At 59.0% G+C, this 19436-nt stretch carries 11 protein-coding genes; 2 read left to right on the top strand and 9 right to left on the bottom strand.

What is annotated here, in order from left to right; all coding sequences use genetic code 11:
• Positions 1-52: 52 nt before the first annotated feature.
• Positions 53-5719, bottom strand: a complete 5667-nt coding sequence (locus ABDK11_RS04505) for a hypothetical protein (RefSeq protein WP_346839108.1) — start codon at positions 5717-5719, stop codon at positions 53-55.
• 308 nt (positions 5720-6027) lie between these two features.
• Positions 6028-6588, bottom strand: coding sequence for a sigma-70 family RNA polymerase sigma factor (locus tag ABDK11_RS04500; protein WP_346839107.1), 561 nt, complete (start codon positions 6586-6588; stop codon positions 6028-6030).
• 124 nt (positions 6589-6712) lie between these two features.
• Here ABDK11_RS04500 and ABDK11_RS04495 point away from each other — a divergent pair, with 124 nt between their 5' ends.
• On the top strand, positions 6713-9145 hold the full coding sequence (locus tag ABDK11_RS04495) for a serine/threonine-protein kinase (protein ID WP_346839106.1): 2433 nt from the start codon (positions 6713-6715) through the stop codon (positions 9143-9145).
• Between the two features lie 66 nt (positions 9146-9211).
• Here ABDK11_RS04495 and ABDK11_RS04490 read toward each other — a convergent pair whose 3' ends face one another.
• From ABDK11_RS04490 to purU, 5 genes are all read right to left on the bottom strand, one after another.
• Positions 9212-9946, bottom strand: coding sequence for an MHYT domain-containing protein (locus ABDK11_RS04490; RefSeq protein WP_346839105.1), 735 nt, complete (start codon positions 9944-9946; stop codon positions 9212-9214).
• Positions 9947-10225: 279 nt separating this feature from the next.
• Positions 10226-10963, bottom strand: coding sequence for an MHYT domain-containing protein (locus tag ABDK11_RS04485; protein WP_346839104.1), 738 nt, complete (start codon positions 10961-10963; stop codon positions 10226-10228).
• A 65-nt stretch (positions 10964-11028) separates the two neighbouring features.
• The gene (locus ABDK11_RS04480; protein WP_346839103.1) at positions 11029-11808 is read right to left on the bottom strand and encodes a hypothetical protein; all 780 of its coding nucleotides are present in this window, start codon (positions 11806-11808) and stop codon (positions 11029-11031) included.
• A gap of 564 nt (positions 11809-12372) precedes the next feature.
• A complete protein-coding gene (locus ABDK11_RS04475) occupies positions 12373-12795 on the bottom strand; it encodes a hypothetical protein (RefSeq protein WP_346839102.1) in 423 nt (140 codons plus the stop codon).
• 65 nt (positions 12796-12860) lie between these two features.
• On the bottom strand, positions 12861-13697 hold the full coding sequence (gene purU, locus ABDK11_RS04470) for a formyltetrahydrofolate deformylase (RefSeq protein ID WP_346839101.1): 837 nt from the start codon (positions 13695-13697) through the stop codon (positions 12861-12863).
• An 84-nt stretch (positions 13698-13781) separates the two neighbouring features.
• Here purU and pepQ point away from each other — a divergent pair, with 84 nt between their 5' ends.
• Positions 13782-15095: a Xaa-Pro dipeptidase gene (gene pepQ / locus ABDK11_RS04465; protein ID WP_346839100.1), complete on the top strand. Its 1314-nt coding sequence runs from the start codon at positions 13782-13784 to the stop codon at positions 15093-15095.
• A gap of 126 nt (positions 15096-15221) precedes the next feature.
• On the opposite strand, the gene ABDK11_RS04460 is transcribed toward pepQ, so the two are convergent.
• On the bottom strand, positions 15222-16544 hold the full coding sequence (locus tag ABDK11_RS04460) for a sugar MFS transporter (protein ID WP_346839099.1): 1323 nt from the start codon (positions 16542-16544) through the stop codon (positions 15222-15224).
• 69 nt (positions 16545-16613) lie between these two features.
• Positions 16614-19436, bottom strand: a complete 2823-nt coding sequence (locus ABDK11_RS04455; protein ID WP_346839098.1) for a TonB-dependent receptor — start codon at positions 19434-19436, stop codon at positions 16614-16616.

Below are 19436 nucleotides of genomic sequence, written 5' to 3'. Positions count from 1 at the left end.
ACGTGAAAAGGCCCGCAATGCGGGCCTTTTCTTTTTCAACCATCACGCAAACTTACTGGCCGATATAGATTTCATAGCGTACCGAGCTGACGCAGTTACCTTCAGAGAGATCGGCCTCTCCCTGGATCAATGGCAGGGCCGCTATATCGCTGTAGGCATAGGTTTCGGTGAACTCGGAAATACAGCTGTAGTTCACTGGTATGGCCCCGTGACCATTTGGGAGGTCCGCCTGCATCAGTATTCCGCTGAGGGAGAAGCTCTGTCCCTCGCGTACAATAAAAGTCTTGGAGGCGCTGTTGCCCAGCTTCGGCAACATATAACCCACCTGATCCGCTTCGATATAGCCAGTGATGTATTTTACCGGCCCGTTAGGGTCCCCGTTGGGATCCTCGATCCAGCCATAGGAACCGTATTCGCCAGACAGCGGGCTGACCACCGGGGGATCGTAGGCCTGGGGATAGCCGATATAGCGACAATTAACGCAGGCCAATGGCGACTGGATATATTCCTCGTCTGTATTCACCACCTCACCCGGTGCCAGTGCACCCGGATCCTGAATACGCAGCAGCCAGTCCCAATCGGCGCTAGCTTCTTCACTGTCATACAGACTCATCTCATAAAAGCGGACGGTCACCTTCCTGTCCGGCTCCAGAGGATCGGTGCCATTGGCCACCTCATCCGCATCGCCCACACCATCGCCGTCGCTATCCGCCTTCAGCGGATTGGTCATCAACGGTGGCGTGCCGCCATAAATGGCCGAGGTTAATTCCACCTGGTCGGTGAGACCATCTGCGTCCGTATCCGCGCTCAACGGATTGGTTTTCACCGATAGCGCTACTGCCAGTCCGTCCTCGCGGGTGACCAGATTGAACCCGGCCAGCTCTGCGCCGTCGTCCAGACCGTCATCGTCGCTGTCCCTCAGGTTCAGCAGTGTCCCGGTCTTCATTGAATCAGCAGCGTCCAGCACGAAATTACTGAAGCGATCAACAAAGGGGGCATACTGGCTGAACTGGCCCGCACTGAACTCGTCGTAATCGCTGAGGCCGTCGCCATCGGTATCCCCATTGGATGGGTTGCTGCCCACCTGATATTCGACGAAGTCCGGCAGGCCATCGCCGTCGGTATCGGAACGCGCTGGGTTGGAGCGCACGACAAACGGGGTTCCGCCATTGACCGAGATCATCAGGCCGCGACTCTCGTCGACATCGAAGACACCGTCGCTGTCGCTGTCCTTGAGCTCGCCCACATCCCCGGCAAGCACGGGGTTAGTGCCCAGTGCCAGCTCTGCGCCATCGAACAACAGGTCGCCATCACTGTCGGCGGAAAGCGGGTTACTGCGAATGCGCTGCGGCTGCCGGGTATCCAGCAGTGTCACATCAAAATGCAGTGACCCATCGATCATCTGCTTGCGTCGATAGAGATCAGCGTAATCCGCATCGAAGATCCCGTTAGGGCCCGGCAGGAAAATCACATCGTGAACGACAATGGTATTACTGAACTCGCGCAGCAGTATGTCGTCGCCCTGCGCGCTGAACTCCACCGGATCGCCGTCTGTCACAAAGTCGGCAAAGTCGGCGCTGGCGACCATGGCCAAACCGACGTCATAGCCCATCAGTTCCTTGCCGTCACCGACACCATCACCGTCCGTATCCGTACTCTCCGGGTCCAGACTCGCCGCACGGCTCACATAATCGTCGGGATCGACTGTCGTCGGATCCGGCACATCGGGCACACAGTAGGGTGCGACCTTGTCGCGATACAGCAACGCACTGCTGTCGACGTAGTCGAGCATCTGACTGAGCAGATCGTCACCCACCAGTGAATCGCTGGGCGAAGTGGTGCCATCGAACGGATCCGGATACAGCGTCTGCTGGTTCCGGTAGCCTGCCGGATAACCCACGGCGGTAAATTCGCTGAACGCAAACTCTCCCTGGCGCAGAGGGCCGCGATACTCGCCCTCCACCTGGCGGTTGTCGCCCGCGGTATAAAACCGCTGCCCGCAACTGAAGCGGATATCACGCTCCTGCCAGTCTGTCAGCCCATCGCCATCGGAATCGCGCAGTATCGGTGACGGATACACGTGCCTGGCCGGCTGGCCATTGGCAGCCACCTCCCAGCCGATATTGAGTTCGTAGAAATCCTCCATGCCGTCGCGATCCGTATCGCGCGAATCGGCCAGCGGAATACGCACACTCTGGTCCGCCTCGGCGCCGCAGAATGCAGGCAGCACGGCGAAGCCGCAGGCCGTGGTTTCCCCCGCAACCGGCCGCCGGTAGGTATCCCCAAACTCGATATTGTCTTCCTGGTTGAGCGGGCTATCAGTGGAGCCGGCAATAAACTCATCGCGGGCGAACAGGCCGTCCTTATCGAGATCCTGCACAAAGGCCAGCTTGAAACTCTGCCCGGGTTTCATCACCACACTGTCGATATCGGCACTGGTACTGAGATCCGCGTTGGTCAGTGCCACCCAGCGGTAAGAGCCGGGCCGGCTTTGGTAGCCACCCACCCGGGTGATGATCTGCGGGCCATCGCACTGGGCGTTGGCAAACCCGGGATTGTCTGCCTCGGCATCTGCAAGCACCTCATCCGGACAGCCGTTTTCCGCCGTGCAGGAACACTGGCTGGCGACGCTGCAGATCCGGCTGCCCTGGAAAATGACCGGTGAATCGGTACCGCAGGTGGCACTGGTATCGAATCCGCGGGTAATGGCCGGATGGTTATAGGAATCCGGGTCGGTCACCGAGTCCAGCTGGCCGTTGGGACCGGCCTCGATCACGACCTCGCCAATCCCCAGCCCGCGGGTCCCCACGGCAATGCGCTGAACGTCATCGCCGAGGGCCGCGGTCTGGGCAACGCCCTCAATACCGGCCACAATCGCGTCCGCCGTGGTCGGGTTGCGCTCCCAGCCCAGCTGGTTTTCCAGCAGATACGTCAGCGGCAGGCCGCTGGGCTGCCCCCCGGCATCGAAGCCACCCAGAGTTTTTCCGGTGCTGAAGTCCTGCACGGCGGACGCCGCGAGCTGGTAGCGCTCAACCCCCTCAAAGCCGTAGTCGATCACCAGGCTGGCAGTGAGGTCCTGTACCTCCTGATTGATATAATTGAACTGGCGCCCGTATTCATCGGTAATCGTATAATTACCGATGCGGAACACGATGCCGCCGGGGTTACGCAGTAATTCTTCGGCCACGCTTGGCGGCAGATCGCCATCGCTGAAGACCAGCGGCCCGACCACAGGATTGAACGGGCCGAGGGAAAAAGACCCGGTACCGGAGTTCGGCAACAGGGTTGCCAGCGGCTCCAGTTCGCGACTGCCCTGGCGCACGCGCAACAGGGTCACTTCGATGTCACTGACGGTGAAGGCGATATTGCCGCGATTGCGCAGGCGGATATCCACATTGATCGTTGCGCCGCTGACTTCCCTGGTGACCTCGGCCCCCTGGCTCAGCACCTTGCCCTTGCCATAGGAGTTTTCCAGCACCCGCTGTGCCTCGCGCGAAGATGTGGCGCTGCCACCGGTGGTGTGGATCTTATTGAGATTCCAGTCTGTGTGAGCCGAAGCCTCGGCCTGTATAAAGTAAAGCTTTGATGCCTGATCCGATTTACCACCTCTTATTCCGGCACTTCCGCCCCACCCGCGCAACGTTTCTTCCACGGTTTGATCAATTGTCAGTACTTCGTCACTGCTGGACGTCGACAGTAGCGCCGATGAGCTGGACTCGGTGGAAACCTCCTCTCCCGAGGAGTTCGTATAGGTATAGGTCTCATTAAGGATGATGGTGGAGTTGCCGGGTACCAGCTCCAGTTCTGGCAGGTCGGCAATGCGCGGATTGCGAAAGCGCTGCAGTACTTCCACATCATCGGTCAGCTGATCGCCATCGGTGTCGGCGAGGATCGGCGAGGTCTGCAGGCCGTCGTACTCCAGCCCATCCTCAAGGCCATCACCGTCGCTGTCCGCGTTGTAGGGGCTGGAATAGAGCACGTTCAATTCCAGGTTGTCATCCAGCCCGTCGCTGTCGGTATCCGCATCGCGCGGATTGCCGCCGTAGCGCAGCTCATCGCGGTCATCGATACCGTCGCCGTCCGTATCAGCGCTATTGGGATCGCTGGTAACCTGGCGCTGTTCCACGGTGCCGTTGGCGAGAGTGATCGACACCGTATAGCCACGGGATTCTTTCTCATCCGTAATGCCATCGCCGTCAGTATCGACAAAGTCCGAGCTGGAAACCTGGCAACTGGCGGTCGGCTGAGGGTCGGTGCCGCTGTCGACGGCAGGGTCCCAGCAGTCGCTATCCGTACTACATGCCGTGCCGGCCAGGTCTCCAAAGGCATCGCTGCTACAGGCGTAATGGACACTGGGCGGCGTGCCGGCAAATTCCGCGCGGTTAAACAGCACCGTCTGCCCTGCCGAACTGCTGACCACTTCAATCTGACGCCCATCGATATCGCGCACATTGGTGACCTGCACCGAGTAGGCGACCTCGTTTTGCGGTGAGGTTGTCAGTTCCACAGAAGTGTCATCAAGCATGAGCGCATTCATTACGGTCAAAGCACCGACTTCGGCATTGACGTTGGACTGCGCAATAGAATAGTGCGCAGGGATTTCCGCACTGGCCTTGTCCATGGGTTTGCTGAACGTCAGTAGCACGCTGTTATTGCTGCTGGAAATTGCACTCACCACACGGGGAAAGGAATCTTTGGTGATCCTGCTGTCAACGACGGCAACAGCCGGAGCGGCAGAAAAGTCCGCAGTGCCATCGGTGAGGAATTGGCTGACGGTTGCCCCGTCGCACTGGCAGGTGAGATCCGCTTCGCCGGCAAGCACCATTTCAATATCGCCCAGCCCCGTGTCGACACCGGGAATTTTGAGCGTCGCCGGGTCCATCGTCAGGATCGTTACCAGATCCGGCACCGAACTCAGGGCCGGTAATATATCACCGGACACGGTGCCATCGAGGCTGCCATCCAGCAGGTCCTCCGCCAGCGCTGCCAGGATCTGATCAGTAGTCACTGTGGAGCCCGGCTTGATGCCGAGGATACTTTTCCGGATTTCGAGAACCAGTGCGGTCAGTGCTTCGGCCGCCGTCCGGACTTCTGCTACTCGGTACTGGTCTTCGAGGGTAGTCGCTTGTGCGGTCAGTACCGCGGGAGAAAGATATAGTTCGGAAGTCTCGGCCATACCGAAGCCGAGTGTCGCGCGTACCATTTCGGCAGCCAGCGCGAGATTCTCAGCAAAGGTGGCTGCGCTGGGATTCTTGCCGCTGAGCGCAACCGCCAGATCCACCGCGGCGGTGGATAGCGGCGTTGCATAGATCGCGTGCCCCTGGCGCAGCCGGTCTAGCGCTTCCGCGGTGACGGCGGTCCGCAGAGTGGTAATCACCGGCGCCTTCCCGGAAGTCAGATCCTGGGTAAGCGCGTCAGAGGTCACCTCGATGATTAAAGGGGTCACTAGCGTCTCGGGATCATCCGCGATCTCCAGCTTTACCGCGATGGCCTCATCGGTAGAGCGGCCTTCGGCAATGGGAACCAGGCTCCGCAAGCCTACGCGCGTCGCGTCGAAGCCGTACGCCTTCACTAACGCATCAATTAGCGGCCCCTTGACTCCGCCCGCCGAAAATACCACCGGGTCCACAGCGACCGGATCGGGGTTGGCGACAGGATCCGGTTGCGAGGTGGAACCGCCTCCTCCACCGCCGCCCCCGCAGCCGGTGAGAAACAGCATCGCCGCCAACAGCCCTGCTCGTATCGCAGCCGCGCCGCGCCCAAAAAGTGTCTTATTGTTCATTCTGCCAACTCGGATATTCAGGTAGCCAATCGGGAAGCGGGCAACAACGTGGTCCTGGTCTGGCAGGCACGTCTATCCGCCGGGAAGTCCTCCTCAGTGCTGTGCGTAGGACTGCCCTTCTTCCTTAAAGCGCTATCGACAGAAAAAAACCGACACGCAACTCAGTGATTGAGCGCGTTAAATTGGCAGGTGAGTCGTGAAATGGGTGAGATATGCAGCTCGATGCAGATAAGTGACCGGTGTGATCAGGCCCGGGACAACGCAAGTTCCCGCCCCAACCACGCGCGGGCAAATCGCGCATCGCGCTCGACTGAACGGCTGGAGAGACCGACCACTTCGGCAATCTCCTTCGCCGTGAGGCCCGCAAAATACTGCAGTTCCAGAATTTCGGCCTTGCGCGCGTCGCGCCGCGCAAGGCTCGTCAGCGCATCATCCAGCTCCAATAACTGCGTATTGTCCACCTCCGGCTCGACCTCCGTCGCCTGAAGGGAAACATGGACCACCCCGCCACCGCGCTTTTCACGCTGGGTGCTGCGGGCATGATCCACCAGCACACGGCGCATCATACGGCCTGCCAATGCATAGAAGTGGCAGCGATCGGCGAATTCCACCTGTGCCACCTGTAACCGAATAAAGGCCTCGTTGACCAGGGCTGTGGGCTGCAGAGTGTGATCACTGCGCTCGCCGCGCATGGAAATACTGGCCAGGCGGTGCAGCTCGCTATAAACCAGCTCCCCCAGCCTGGTCGCGCTGCATTTGTCGCCGTTCTTCCAGTCTTTCAGTAACCGGGTGAAGTCTTCGTGCATAGAAATCGTCAGGTCTTTCCCCTGGGTAAAGGCCCCTGGCAGTAGGCGGCTTTGATGCCGCCCATGCTACCATGCGGCAGGTTATATGGGAGTACATGTCCAGCCATGACGACTTGGGACAGAAATGGAATCTTGCAATTGGGGAAAAATCGAGGCGCTCTTTAACGAAGCGCTTGAGCAGCCGGACCACGAGCGCAACACCTTTCTGAAACGCGCCTGTGACGGTGACAACACACTCCGCCAGGCGGTTGAATCGCTGCTGGAGCAGTGCACGGATGACCTGCCCGCCGCAAAGATTGTAGAGAATGCGGCGAAGCAGCTGATCGACGCCCCAGAGCTGCCAACCGGTACCATGCTGGGCGCCTACCGGGTAATCGGCCCGATAGGGCGCGGCGGCATGGGTGACGTGTACCTGGGTGAGCGCGGAGATCGGGCTTTCAGTAAGCGCGTTGCGATCAAGCTCATTCGCCACCATACCCTGCGCGGCGATGACATCGAGGCCCGGTTTCGCAATGAGCGACAAATACTTGCGGCTCTCGAACACCCCAACATCGCCCGCTTGCTGGACGGCGGAAATACCGCCGAAGGCATACCCTACCTGGTAATGGAGTATATCGAGGGTGAGTCGATCACCAGCTACTGCCAACGCCACCAATTGAGCCTTCAACGCCGCCTGGAGCTTTTCCGCAAGGTATGCAATGCGGTGGACTACGCCCACCAATACCTGGTGGTACACAGGGATATCAAGCCTTCCAACATCCTGGTCAATACGCAGGGAGAGCCCCAGCTCCTGGACTTCGGTATCGCCAAGGTTCTGGAAAATTCCAGTATTACAAAGCAGGGACCGGAAACGACGGTGGCTGCGCTGATGCTGACACCTCACTACTCCAGCCCCGAGCACTTGAGGGGTGAACCGGTGAGTACCGCCAGTGATGTGTATGCACTTGGTGTCGTGCTCTACGAGTTACTCACGGGAAATCGGCCCTTCGAGCGTGAGGAGACACCGGCACATGCCGTCCTCCAGTCCATCCTCAGCCAGGATCCGCAACCGCCCAGCGTTTCGCATTTTCCCGCCGGGGTCAGTAGCAGTGCCACCGATCAGGTTCGCCAGCCACAGCTGCGCTGGGCCCGGCAATTGCGCGGTGACCTGGACAATATCACGCTGATGGCATTGCGGCGTGAACCCGGCCGCCGCTATCAATCAGCTTCGCTGCTGTCAAAGGACATTGCCAATTATCTGCAGAAGCGCCCGGTCAGCGCCAGGCCGGCATCCTGGGGGTATCTGGTTTCCCGCTTTATGTCCCGAAACCGGCTTGCCAGCGCGGCCATGATCTTGCTCGTCGCTGCCATCATTATGTTCGGATCTGTCCTGATCAAACAGGCTGCAAGCCTGAAAAATCAGCGAGACTTCGCACAACAGCAACTCGCCCGAGCCGGCACCATCTCGAAATTTCTCGAACAAATGTTTTCCGGCATTGATCCCGACAAAGCCCAGGGCCGAGAGATCACAGTGCGGGAAATGCTCGACCACGCGGCGGAACAGCTCAAGAGCGACGATATAGAGGCCAAGCGCGAGGGAGAGGTCGTCGCGTCGCTGCGACGCGTCATCGGCAGCTCGTATACGCAGCTGGGGCTACTACCAGAAGCCGAATTCCACCTGCAACGCGCCTTGCAAGGGGTGCGAGACGGAGAGGTAAAAGACCCCCACGAGCAACTGCGGATCCTACTCGCGGTAAGCGACCTATATCATCTCCAGAATCGGACCAGAGAGCAGCTCGCCCTCGCTCGCCAAACACTGAAACTCGCGAACGGTCTCCAGCCTCCGGAGCCGGCCCTCAAGCTGGACGTGCTGAACCGATATGCGAGCGCGCTGCAGATAGCCGGGGACCTCGAAGGCGCACTAAAAGAGTTCACCGACCTTTACCACGCGACTGAGACTTTCTATGGCAAAGATCATCCGAATACCCTGCGCGCTGTAAGCAATCTCGGCGTGATAAACCACTGGCTTGAACACTATGACCCCGCAGAAAGGTACTACCGGGAATGTTATCAGCGCTCGCAAAGCGTGTTGGGAGAGAAGAACACTACGACATTAGCTTGCCTCTCCAACCTGGCCTCATTACTGGAGACCCGCGGAAAATTCACTGCCGCCTTACCCCTACTACTACGACATATTGAATTGGCCAAAGCAGTGCTGGGCGAAATTCATCCTGAAACCTTGCGATCCATGCATAACCTCGCGGATACCTACCGGGGATTACATCGCTATCGCGAATCGGAAAAGCTGTTTCTGCAGGTATACAAGTCCCGAAAGGCAATTCTGGGAGCAAAAAACATAGAGACCCTGCAGACCCAATACAAGCTGGGGCGACTGTATGCCCTGGAGCAGCGCTACGATGAAGCGCTGACACTCCTTCAAGCCAGTTATCGCGACCTCGCACAGCAGCTGGGCAAAGACCACCCGAATACGCTGATAGCAAAACGTATTCTGGACGCAACCCTGAGCAAAGCGCGCCAATCCGGTGCTAAAGATGGCACACCGACTCGCACACTCTGAGCCAGCGAGAACATTGAAGCCCATCAATAGCGTAACCAGCGCTTCTCTACTCCCGCTATCGTGGCGTTACACCGCCAACAGCGGCCGCTGCCGATACCAACGCATCACCCCCAAAGTGAGTACCGCGATTGCCACGACGATGGTGCCCACAAACACCTCGATATAGTCCCCGCTCAGGGCGCCTGCCCACCCGGCTTCCGGCATCACGCCGGTCATCCGGTAAGTGGCCGCCGCCATGCCGGTATAGTGCATCCCGCACACGGCCACTCCCATCAGCAGGGCACTGCCGAGCTTCTGCAAGGTTCCGCGCATATTGAACGCCATCCACAGCGCCGCGCAGGCCGCTACAACGGCGATCAGGACAGAAATGATGAGGATATTGAGGTCGTAGTCGATTTCCGCCGGCATCAGCATCGACGCCATACCGCTGTAATGCATACCGGCCACGCCGGCCCCCATAAACACAGACGCCGGTAACAGCTTGTCAAAATTGAACTCGCCGGTACCCACAATCGCCAGCCCCAGCGTACAGGCGACGACCGCAACCAGTACCGAAGCCAGGGTGCCCAGCACGTCATAGGACACGGTCATGCCCATATTGAAAGCGAGCATGCCGACAAAGTGCATCGACCATATCGCACCGGCGCCCAGCACCACGCCGGCCAGCAGTATCGCGCGGCGCCGTTCCACGCGAGTCGCCGCAGCCGGAATCGCAGTGACGAGCTGCAGCGCCGCGTACGACCCCATTGCGGATATTATGTAGGAGAGCAGCACCAGCTGCAGGTTGTATTGTTCGAACATGTGCATTCCCCGGTTTTCAGAACAGGAAGTACACCCGGTAAAGCCCCGGTCCGGATGCGACTATGACTGTGTACGGAGGGAAACGTGAAGCAGATCACATAGAGAGTTAGATGGAGACAAGCCACCAGCGCAGCGTTGATCAGAGGCGGGGCAAGGCAGGACAAATCGCGCAGAACAAAAAGGTGGTACAAACGTTCAAACCGGAGGCTGCTCTCGCTGCACAGACAAAAAAAGGCCGGGAAAATCCCGGCCTTTCAACATCCACCTGTGAGAGTGATTTCAGATAGCCAGTGCCGCACGGCGACGGCGGCGCGCTTGCGTGATAGTGAGCGCAAACAGCAACAGCGCCACGCTGATCAAAAAGATCGAGACCCCAAGGTATTCGCCGCTCAGGGCACCGGCAAAGGTTGCCTCGCGGATGACATCGGTGCCGCTATAGCTGGCCGCGACCATACCGGTATAGTGCATACCACATACCGCTATGCCCATGATCATCGCACTGCCGAACATCTGCCACTGCCCGCGCATATGAAAAGCCAGCCACAGGGCCGCACAGGAGGCGACCACACCGATAATTACCGAGACCATCAGGATATTCAGGTCGTAGTGAATTTCCGCTGGCATCAGCATGGCGGCCATACCGGTGTAGTGCATACCGGCGACACCACACCCCATGAATATTCCTGCTGGCAGCAGTTTTTCCAGACTGAAAACGCCTGACCCGGCTATCGCCAGTCCAATGGAACAGGATGCGATCGCGATCAGTGCAGATATCAAGGTAATAAAGGTATCGTATGCCACCGGCATATCCATCTTAAAAGCCAGCATGGCAATAAAATGCATCGCCCAGATGGCCCCGCCTCCCATGGCCGTACCCGCGGCCAGAATTGCATTGCGTTTATCTCGCCCCGGCTGCGCCTGGGGAATGGCAATGGCCAATTGCAATGACGTGAAGGACCCCAGTACTGATACCAGGTATGAAAGACTCACCAAGACCAGATTGTAATGTGCAATCATCGAATATCCCCTTTGCAGATACGCTGCCGATTATTTTTTATGTAATGTAAAAGCCCAACCCCGACTCAATTGACAACCTCAAAAACACAGTCTTCCGCCCCGTCGCTGCGACAGTAGATTTCCCGCACGGTGATTTGCCCCCCGACACCGGACTCGTCCAGCAGCCCGTGTAGAAACCCACAAAAGAATTCGCCATTGCGGCAACGGCTGCCGGGCATACACAGGGGGTTATTCTTTACCCGTACCGAGTTTTCTTTCAGATCCGCAGACAGGATATTGCGCAGCGCCGGCAGTGCTATCTGTTTCAGCGCACTGGAGAGATCCAGCTTGCCACCCAATGCGTAATCTCGTTTGTATACCCAACTTCCGACCCGGCGACCGGCAAATTCCATACTGGACGACTTTTGTCCATCCGGTAATTTGCCCTGCAACCCCAGCAGGCGCGGGAAGATGCGCGGATATTCTTTTGCCAGGCCGGGCAGCTCGGCCTCGACCTGGCCTACCGCCGGCCCGGCGGTGCCGCCGCTGCGCAGATTGCTGCCCGCACCCTGCGCCGGCCTTTTCGCAGCCGCCGCCGGTCTCGGCGCCGGCGCGGCTTTGGGCTTACCACTCGTAACCTGGTGCTCACTTTCAAAGCTCAGCACCAATCGGTGACTACCCAAGCGCTCTTCCAGTTCGAGCAACCGGTCCTCACGGCCACTGACCCGCAGCCAAAGCTGCACCCCCACATCCACTGTCGACATGCGCTGGCGTAGGAGGGAGAAACCGCTCTGGATGATGACATTCCCCAACTCGCGCAACAGCCCCTCTCGACGATCCGAGAGAATCGTAAATTCGACTTCCATTGTTTTCCTTTCTTATTCGATCCCCGGTATTCAAATATTTTTGGGGAAACTGACAGCTTCAGTAAGCCCGGTTACCGGTGGAGAGAGGATCGAGTAACCAGATCCCGTTTCTTTTTTATTGTTGACGGTGGTTATTGGCGATCGTAAAGGACACGAAAACCCGCCACACCGAACTGTAAAATATTTTATTACAATCAGGTCAATAGATAGCATTAATTTTTAACAGCACAAGAAACTGGCGTCAAATTTATCGACATCGATTGAAGACGAGAAAATTATCACATTGTCATTTTTTAAAATAATTATCGGAAATGATAGAAAGACAGAGTGCGCGCCAGCTCACCCGGCATCCACTAGATACCCAAAAATGAAGATTGCTAATTTGCATTGTCCGGGGAGGCGCAGGTGATCAATCATCGGCGACGGCAAAGCGCGGTGCTCAACGGTGATTCGCCGAAGGAACGCGGGGGATCACTGGCTCGTTGTCAGCCGGTTGGCAGGGGATGAAACGGGCCGGAAAGTGATGCACCCGCAACAAATGTGCGGGTGTGATGGGCGGCAGGCCTAGCCCGCGCCCTCGCGGCATTCACCGCGCACCTCGCCGCGAAAACGGGATACCGTGCGCTCCAGCTCGAAATAACCGTCGCGGCAGAAGCCGGTTTCAATGAGCTTCTCTTTGAGCGCGCGATCGAACTGCAGGCCGGGCTGCCGCCCGCCCGGGTGCCCGGCCATGTCGGCACTGCTCCCCATACGCGCGCGGTTACGATCCCGCTCGGTATACGGTGCCGGAATATCCCGGCGCTGCATTTCCAGCGAAAAGGTAAACCGTTTGGCCCCATTGGCCGCAATCTCGGTATCGAAGGACTCTTTCAGTCCCGGAATCGGCAGTGGCGCATCACTGGCACAAGCGGACAACAGCAATACCGCCGCAGTGCAAATACCGATACCGAACATGCGCACACTTCCGGGCATGACACTTGCTTTCAAAATCGAACCTCCATCAAATCGGCCCCGCATTGGAGGCTCTACTCAAATAAACCGGTGCCCGCTTATCATTTGAAGACCACTGTCTTGTTGCCGTGGATAAATACACGCTCTTGCAGTAGCAACTCCAGCGCGCGCGACAGCACCAGTTTTTCCACGTCCCGCCCCGCGGCAGCCATGTCGGCGGCCGAATGGCCGTGATCGACGCGGGTAATATCCTGCTCGATGATAGGCCCCTCATCCAGATCATCAGTAACGAAGTGGGCCGTGGCACCGATAATTTTCACTCCGCGCATAAACGCCTGCTGGTAGGGCCTGGCCCCGACAAACGCCGGCAGGAAAGAGTGGTGTATGTTGACGATGCGGCGCCGATAGCGGGTCACAAAGTCCGGCGTCAGTACCCGCATGTACTTGGCGAGCACCAGGTAATCCGGCCGGTACTCATCCACCAGCGCAATGACCTGCGCCTCGTGTCGGGTGCGATCGAGGCCTTCCGCCGGCAGGCAGTGAAACGGGATATCGAATTTTTCCACCAGCGCGCCCAGATCCGGGTGATTGCCGATGACTGCGGCGATCTCCGCGTCCAGCGCGCCGGCGTAACACTTTATCAGGATATCGCCGAGACAGTGGGACTCGCGGGTGACCATCAGCACCAGGCGCTTGCGCCCGCTGGCTACCAGGCGCCGCTCGGCGCCCTCGGGCAGCGCCATATCCAGGTCTTCGAGCAGCGTCGCATCGTTGAAGTTGCCTTCCAGTGCCGTACGCATGAAAAAGCGCCCCTGCTCGCGATCGACAAATTCGTCATTCTTGGTGACGTTGAGCTGGTGCTTGAAACAGATATTGGTGATCTTGGCGATCAGTCCTTTGGCGTCCGGGCAATCGGTCAGCAGTATCTTCTTTTGCATAGTCGAAAATCAGGCCAAATATCCAAGCTTATGACTATACACTATGGGGATTGTTCGATTCACACCTCCCAGCCAAGGACAACCATGGACAAGCAGCTTTTCACCGAGCACCTGGCCACCCTGCGCCACCGCTACGACGAAATTCTCGACCAGTGCGGATTCGACACCCTGAATGTCTTCAGCGGCCGCCCCAAAGTGCAGTTCCTCGACGACAACTACTACCCCTTCCGCGTCAATCCGCAGTTCAAGGCGCTGGTGCCGGTCACCGACAACCCGCACAGCTGGGTCATCTACCGCCGCGGGCAGAAGCCCAAGCTGCTGTTCTACCGCCCGGTAGACTTCTGGCACTATGTACCGCCCGCACCGCAAACTTTCTGGAGCGACGAGTTCGACATCGAGCTGCTGAGCAAGCCGGACGACGCGCGCCAGCATCTCAGCGCGGAAGGCGCAGCGTTTATTGGCGAGACCGACGGCCTCGACGGCTGGGAGCTCGGCGCCCCCAATCCCGAACAGCTGATTGCACGGTTGCACTGGGCGCGCGCCGGCAAGACCCAGTATGAAATGGCCTGCCTGCGCGAAGCCAACCGCGTTGCGGTCAAGGCCCACCGCGCCGCCGAAGCGGCGTTCCGCAGCGGCGCCAGCGAATTCGAGATCAATCTGGCCTACCTGCAGGCCGCCGGCCAGGGCGAAAACCAGATGCCCTACGGCAACATCGTCGGCCTGAACGAGCATGGGGCGATACTCCACTACACCCACCTGGCCACCGGGCGCCTGCCGGAGAGCGAGCGCCGCAGCTTCCTGATCGACGCCGGTGCCGACTGCCACGGCTACTGTGCCGACATCACCCGCAGCTACGCCTATCGCGACGGCGATTTCGCCGATCTGGTAGCCGCCATGCACGAGAAGGAACAGGAGCTGGTAGCCGGCCTGAAACCCGGCCTGCCCTACCCGGATCTGCACCGCGAGTGCCACCTGAAGATCGGCCAGCTGCTGGAGCAGTTCGGTGTGATCAAGACCTCGGCGCAGGGCGCGGCGGAATCCGGCCTCACCGGCACTTTCATGCCTCACGGCCTCGGCCACTTCCTCGGTCTGCAGGTGCACGATGTGGGCGGCCACCAGGCTGGTCCGGAAGGCGGTACCACCCCGCCGCCGGCAGACTACCCGTTCCTGCGCACCACCCGCACTGTGGAAGCCAACCATGTGTTCACCATCGAGCCGGGTCTCTACTTTATCGACAGCCTGCTCGGCGACCTGAAGCGCACCGAGCTGGCCGGCGAAGTGAACTGGGAAAGGGTCGAGGAATTGCGCCCGTTCGGCGGCGTGCGTATCGAGGACAACATCATCGTGCACGCCGACCGCAACGAAAATATGACGAGGGACTGCGAGGCAGACGGCTAAGCGCCCTCCCTTGCCCCGGTATCGCCACGGCGCCGGGGCGCGCAAAAAAACCCTCACAAGGAGGGCTGGAAACCAGTCAAGAGAGAGCTAAACCGTGCAGGCGCCGGGTTCCCGGCGCCAAACGCACTACCAGGACCGCATTTTGTGGCCCTTCAGCGCGTAATGAAGGATGAACAGGTAACAGGGAAGCGCGATCCAGTAACCATTGACGACAGCGCCGCTTACTTCTCCGATCTTGCCAAACGCCAGCGGAATCACCGCGCCCCCCGCGATGCCCATGATCAGCAGTGCCGAGCCCTGTGCCGTAAACCTGCCGAGCCCATGGAGTGCCAGCGGCCAGACTGTCGGCCACACCAGCGCGTGGGCCAAGCCCATCAAGGCGACAAAGAAAACCGTATCCGGCACCGGGGGAATGCCGCTCCAGCCCCAGATGGCCGCAGAGATAGCACTACTGTGCGCCGAACTGAATACGATACCCAGCACACACAGGCCACCGGCGATCGCCGAGCCGGCGAGTGCCTGTGCCTGGCTGATGCGGCGCGGAATAAATAGTACGCCCAGCAGATAACCGAGCACCATGAATACCATGGTGTAGGAGGTCAGTGAGCCAAAATTCACGACTCCCAGCGATTCACCGTAAAGCCCGATGGTATCGCCGGCAATCACTTCCACACCCACATAGGCAAACAGTGCCAGCGCCCCCAATACGACCTGGGGAAACTTCCAGACCCGGGAGCGCCCCTCCGAATCGTCGGCGATGTCCTCGTCGATTTCCGGCAGGGGGGAAAACTTCACCAAGCCCACCAGTAGGAACAGCAGCACCGCCATGTAGACATACGGCATGACCAGGCGATTGGCGACATCCGCCAGCATGGCCTCGCGCTCGGCACCGGCCAGCTGCGCAACCGCCTGTGAGTTGAAATCGGACAACCCGGACAACACCAGGGCGGTAAATACCAGCGGCGCGAGCACCCCGGCGCTTTTATTGATGATCCCCATGATCGCGATACGGGTCGCGGCGCTCTCCGCCGGACCGATCTTCACCACATAGGGGTTTGACGCCGTCTGCAGGATCGTCAGTCCCGCGCCCAGGCCAAACAGCGCAAGCAGGAAAATGACGAAACTTCCCATCTCCGCTGCGGGAATGAATACCAGCGATGATACGCCCATGATCGCCAGCCCGATCGCCATACCGTCACGGTAGCCGGTGCGGCGCAGGATCAGGGACATGGGTAACGCCAACACGGTATAGGCGATATAAAAAGCAAAGGTAACGAACAGTGCCTCGAAACTGTTGAGGTCACACAGAATTTTCAGAAATGGGATCAGTGATCCATTGAGCCAGGTCACAAACCCGAAGATAAAAAACAGCATACCGATAACACTCATCGGCAACAGGCTGCTTCGACTGGCCGCCGGGGCCACAGCTTGCGTGGTTGCAGTACTCACATCGACACCTCGATATCACCGGTAAAAAGGGCCCAGCGCCAGTGCGGCGCCGGGCGGTTTACTGGAGTATCAGAAATGGGCGCTGGCACCCAGATTGATGGTTCGGCCATAGCGCTCCAGGTGGCTGACCTGGTTCGGACGCATCACGTACCCCCAGTTACGCTGGTTGGTGAGGTTGGTGACACTCAGGCTGATGTTGTAATTGTCGGTCACATCGTAGTCCGCACTGAAGTCCAGCTGGCCGTAGGCCGAATCCCAGCTGGGGCCGCCCCAGTCTGCCGGGTTGACCAACACTTTGCCGCGCCAGTTGTACGCCAGACGTGCCTGGGCGCCGTCTTTCTCGTAATACAGGACGGCGTTATACGAGTTCTGCGGCATGCCGACAAAAGGCAGGCCCGCCTTGCGGCGCTCAGGATCGTCGTACTCACTGTCGACGTAGGTGTAGTTGACCTGCACCCCGAAACCGTCGAGCGGCGCCGGCAGGATATCGCTCAGGGACTGCTGGTAAGTCAGTTCCGCACCGCGGACCATCGCCCCCTGGTCGCCATTCACCGAGCTGTAGACATCGAAGTCGTAACCATCGATGGTCTTGCTACCGTTGCGACCGTACTCGGTAAAGGAATTGATATCCTTGAAGAACAGGGTGCTGGTCAGAGCGCCGTAGTCGGAGAAATACCACTCCAGCGAGGTATCCAGCTGGTTCGCACGCATCGGCTCGAGCCCCGGATTGGCGGTGTGCAACTGGAACTTGTTCAGGTCGAGGTAGCTGTACGCCTGCAGTGAATCGACGCTCGGGCGCGTGATGACCTGGGCGAGGTCGAGGCGATACACCAGCTCGTCGGTCAGGTTCCACTTCAGGTTCATGCTGGGCAGCGCATCCACATAGGAATCGCCAAAGTCCATCTTGTGCTGGTAGTCCGCCAGTTCACCCACCACCTTGACGCCGGCATTCGGATCGGATTCCAGCTTCACTTCACCCGGATCCAGGGAGTAGCCGCGGCTGTCCACGGATGTTTGGATCACACGCAGACCGAAGTTGGCAGTCAACGGGCGGTCCAGAAGGGTCGTATCGATATCGCCCTGGAGATAGGCGGCCATTGTCGTTTCACCGACGTCAAACGACTGGGTCGGCTGGTAAGTGGCACGCACGAGTGCCGCACCCTGCGGGCTGATGCCCTCGTAGTAGGCCATCAGCTTGTCGTAGTCGAAGCTGGGCCAGGGCGCCGGCAGCTTGCTCGACTCGCCTTCGAGGAAGTTGTCGAAGCGCGGCGCCTGCATCACATCGGCGGGCAGGCGGAAGAACTGCAGGCCGTTGATGGTTTCTACGGTCGACAGGTCCGGATTGAAGCCCGGGTAGGACTGGAAGTAGTAGCCACCGTTACTGAACATCGACGGATTGGTGGAGGCGTAGGCGATACGGTCTTTGCCATGGTCACCGAAGTTCAGGCCAAATTTCACCGAGTTGAACAGGCCGTGCTGCGGCGACCAGTCTGCATCGAGACGGAATTCGGACACCGCATCCTTGATGGTACTGCCGGAGTTCCAGCTGTAGTGCGCGCCGAACGGTGAGTCGTAGCTCAGGGCCGGGGTCATGGTCACGTCGGGAAGATAGTTGCCCTTGGACGCGTCGATGCGAACCTGATCGACAAAACCGCGCACTACCACATAGCGGTTGTCACCGGTGTTGCGGCTCTCCGCTTCGGAGTGGGAAATATCCATCGCCACGCGGAAATTATCACTGACATCCCAGGCCACGTTGGTGCCCACCTGGTAAGTCTGGGTGTTGCGCGGCGTGGTGGTATTCAGAATCTCCACCATGGCACCGTCAGTCAACGTCAGCGCATTGACCAGGCCATCCTTGTTGAACTGCAGGTCGCCGACACTGGGCACCCCGGGGGTCCAGTATTCATCGTAAGTCACGAAGGAAGCCTGGGACTCCTCACCGTTGGTGTCATAGGAGGAGTAGATACCATCGAAGTTGACTTCAACATCGTCGCGCGGGCGCCACTGCAATGCCAGGTTGGCGCCGATGCGCTTGCGGGTATCCTGCCAGTTGCGGAACTGCACATAGCCGGGAATAACACTGCCGTATTCGTTGTCCACGGCCGGGTCAAACTCACCGTCGCCGTTCACGTCCTGGCGCACGGTCATCCAGTCTTCCGCCCCCTCGTTGTAGAAACCACTGCCGTAGTAACCGTCGGTACGCAGGGTACGCTCGGAGTAGACACCGGTCAGCAGCGCGCCGAATTTGCCATCGAGAAAGGTATCGCTGACCAGGAAAGAGGCCTGCGGGTTGGTGTCCCTGGTGCGGTCCTCATAAATACCTTTTACCGACGCCTGCGCCACCAGGCCGGGGAAATCCATCGGGCGGCGGGTCTGGATATTGATCACCGAGCCGATGCCGCCCTCCTGGGTCTTGGCCACCGGGGATTTATAAACCTCCACGCCCTTGAGCAGTTCCGAGGCGATCAGGTCAAAATTGAAGTTACGGCTGCTGTCTTCCGAAGCCATGCGGCGACCGTTGATGGTGGTCACATTGTAGTCACCGCCGAGACCGCGCACGGTGACCTTCTGGCCCTCGCCCGCGTTGCGGGTGATGGTGACACCACTCATACGCTGCAACGCCTCGGCGATATTCTGGTCCGGGAACTTGCCGATATCCTCGGCAACGATGGAATCAACCACGTTGATCGAGTCGCGTTTGATATCCAGGGAACTCTTGATACTGCTGCGAATACCGGTGACCTGCACCTCTTCGACAGAACCAGCCGCGGTTGCGTCGTCGTCCACCTTGCTCTCGTCGATATCGGTGTCCTGAGCTACCGCCGCTTGCGATGCCACGACCAGCGCACCGATCACCAAACTCAGTGTCTTTCTCTTTTTGTCGAACAT

Origin of the sequence: Microbulbifer sp. SAOS-129_SWC, assembly GCF_039696035.1 — a bacterium.
GTDB lineage: Bacteria > Pseudomonadota > Gammaproteobacteria > Pseudomonadales > Cellvibrionaceae > Microbulbifer.
The sequence above is the reverse complement of the archived record's forward strand: the minus strand, read 5'-3'. Positions and strand labels throughout refer to the sequence as shown.

Coding starts and splice junctions, on each gene's coding strand:
- ABDK11_RS04480 (WP_346839103.1), bottom strand. CDS start 11,808: ATGGAAGTCGAATTTACGATTCTCTCGGATCGTCGAGAGGGGCTGTTG.
- ABDK11_RS04500 (WP_346839107.1), bottom strand. CDS start 6,588: ATGCACGAAGACTTCACCCGGTTACTGAAAGACTGGAAGAACGGCGAC.
- pepQ (WP_346839100.1), top strand. CDS start 13,782: ATGGACAAGCAGCTTTTCACCGAGCACCTGGCCACCCTGCGCCACCGC.
- ABDK11_RS04495 (WP_346839106.1), top strand. CDS start 6,713: ATGGAATCTTGCAATTGGGGAAAAATCGAGGCGCTCTTTAACGAAGCG.
- ABDK11_RS04485 (WP_346839104.1), bottom strand. CDS start 10,963: ATGATTGCACATTACAATCTGGTCTTGGTGAGTCTTTCATACCTGGTA.
- ABDK11_RS04455 (WP_346839098.1), bottom strand. CDS start 19,436: ATGTTCGACAAAAAGAGAAAGACACTGAGTTTGGTGATCGGTGCGCTG.
- ABDK11_RS04490 (WP_346839105.1), bottom strand. CDS start 9,946: ATGTTCGAACAATACAACCTGCAGCTGGTGCTGCTCTCCTACATAATA.
- ABDK11_RS04505 (WP_346839108.1), bottom strand. CDS start 5,719: ATGCTGTTTCTCACCGGCTGCGGGGGCGGCGGTGGAGGAGGCGGTTCC.
- purU (WP_346839101.1), bottom strand. CDS start 13,697: ATGCAAAAGAAGATACTGCTGACCGATTGCCCGGACGCCAAAGGACTG.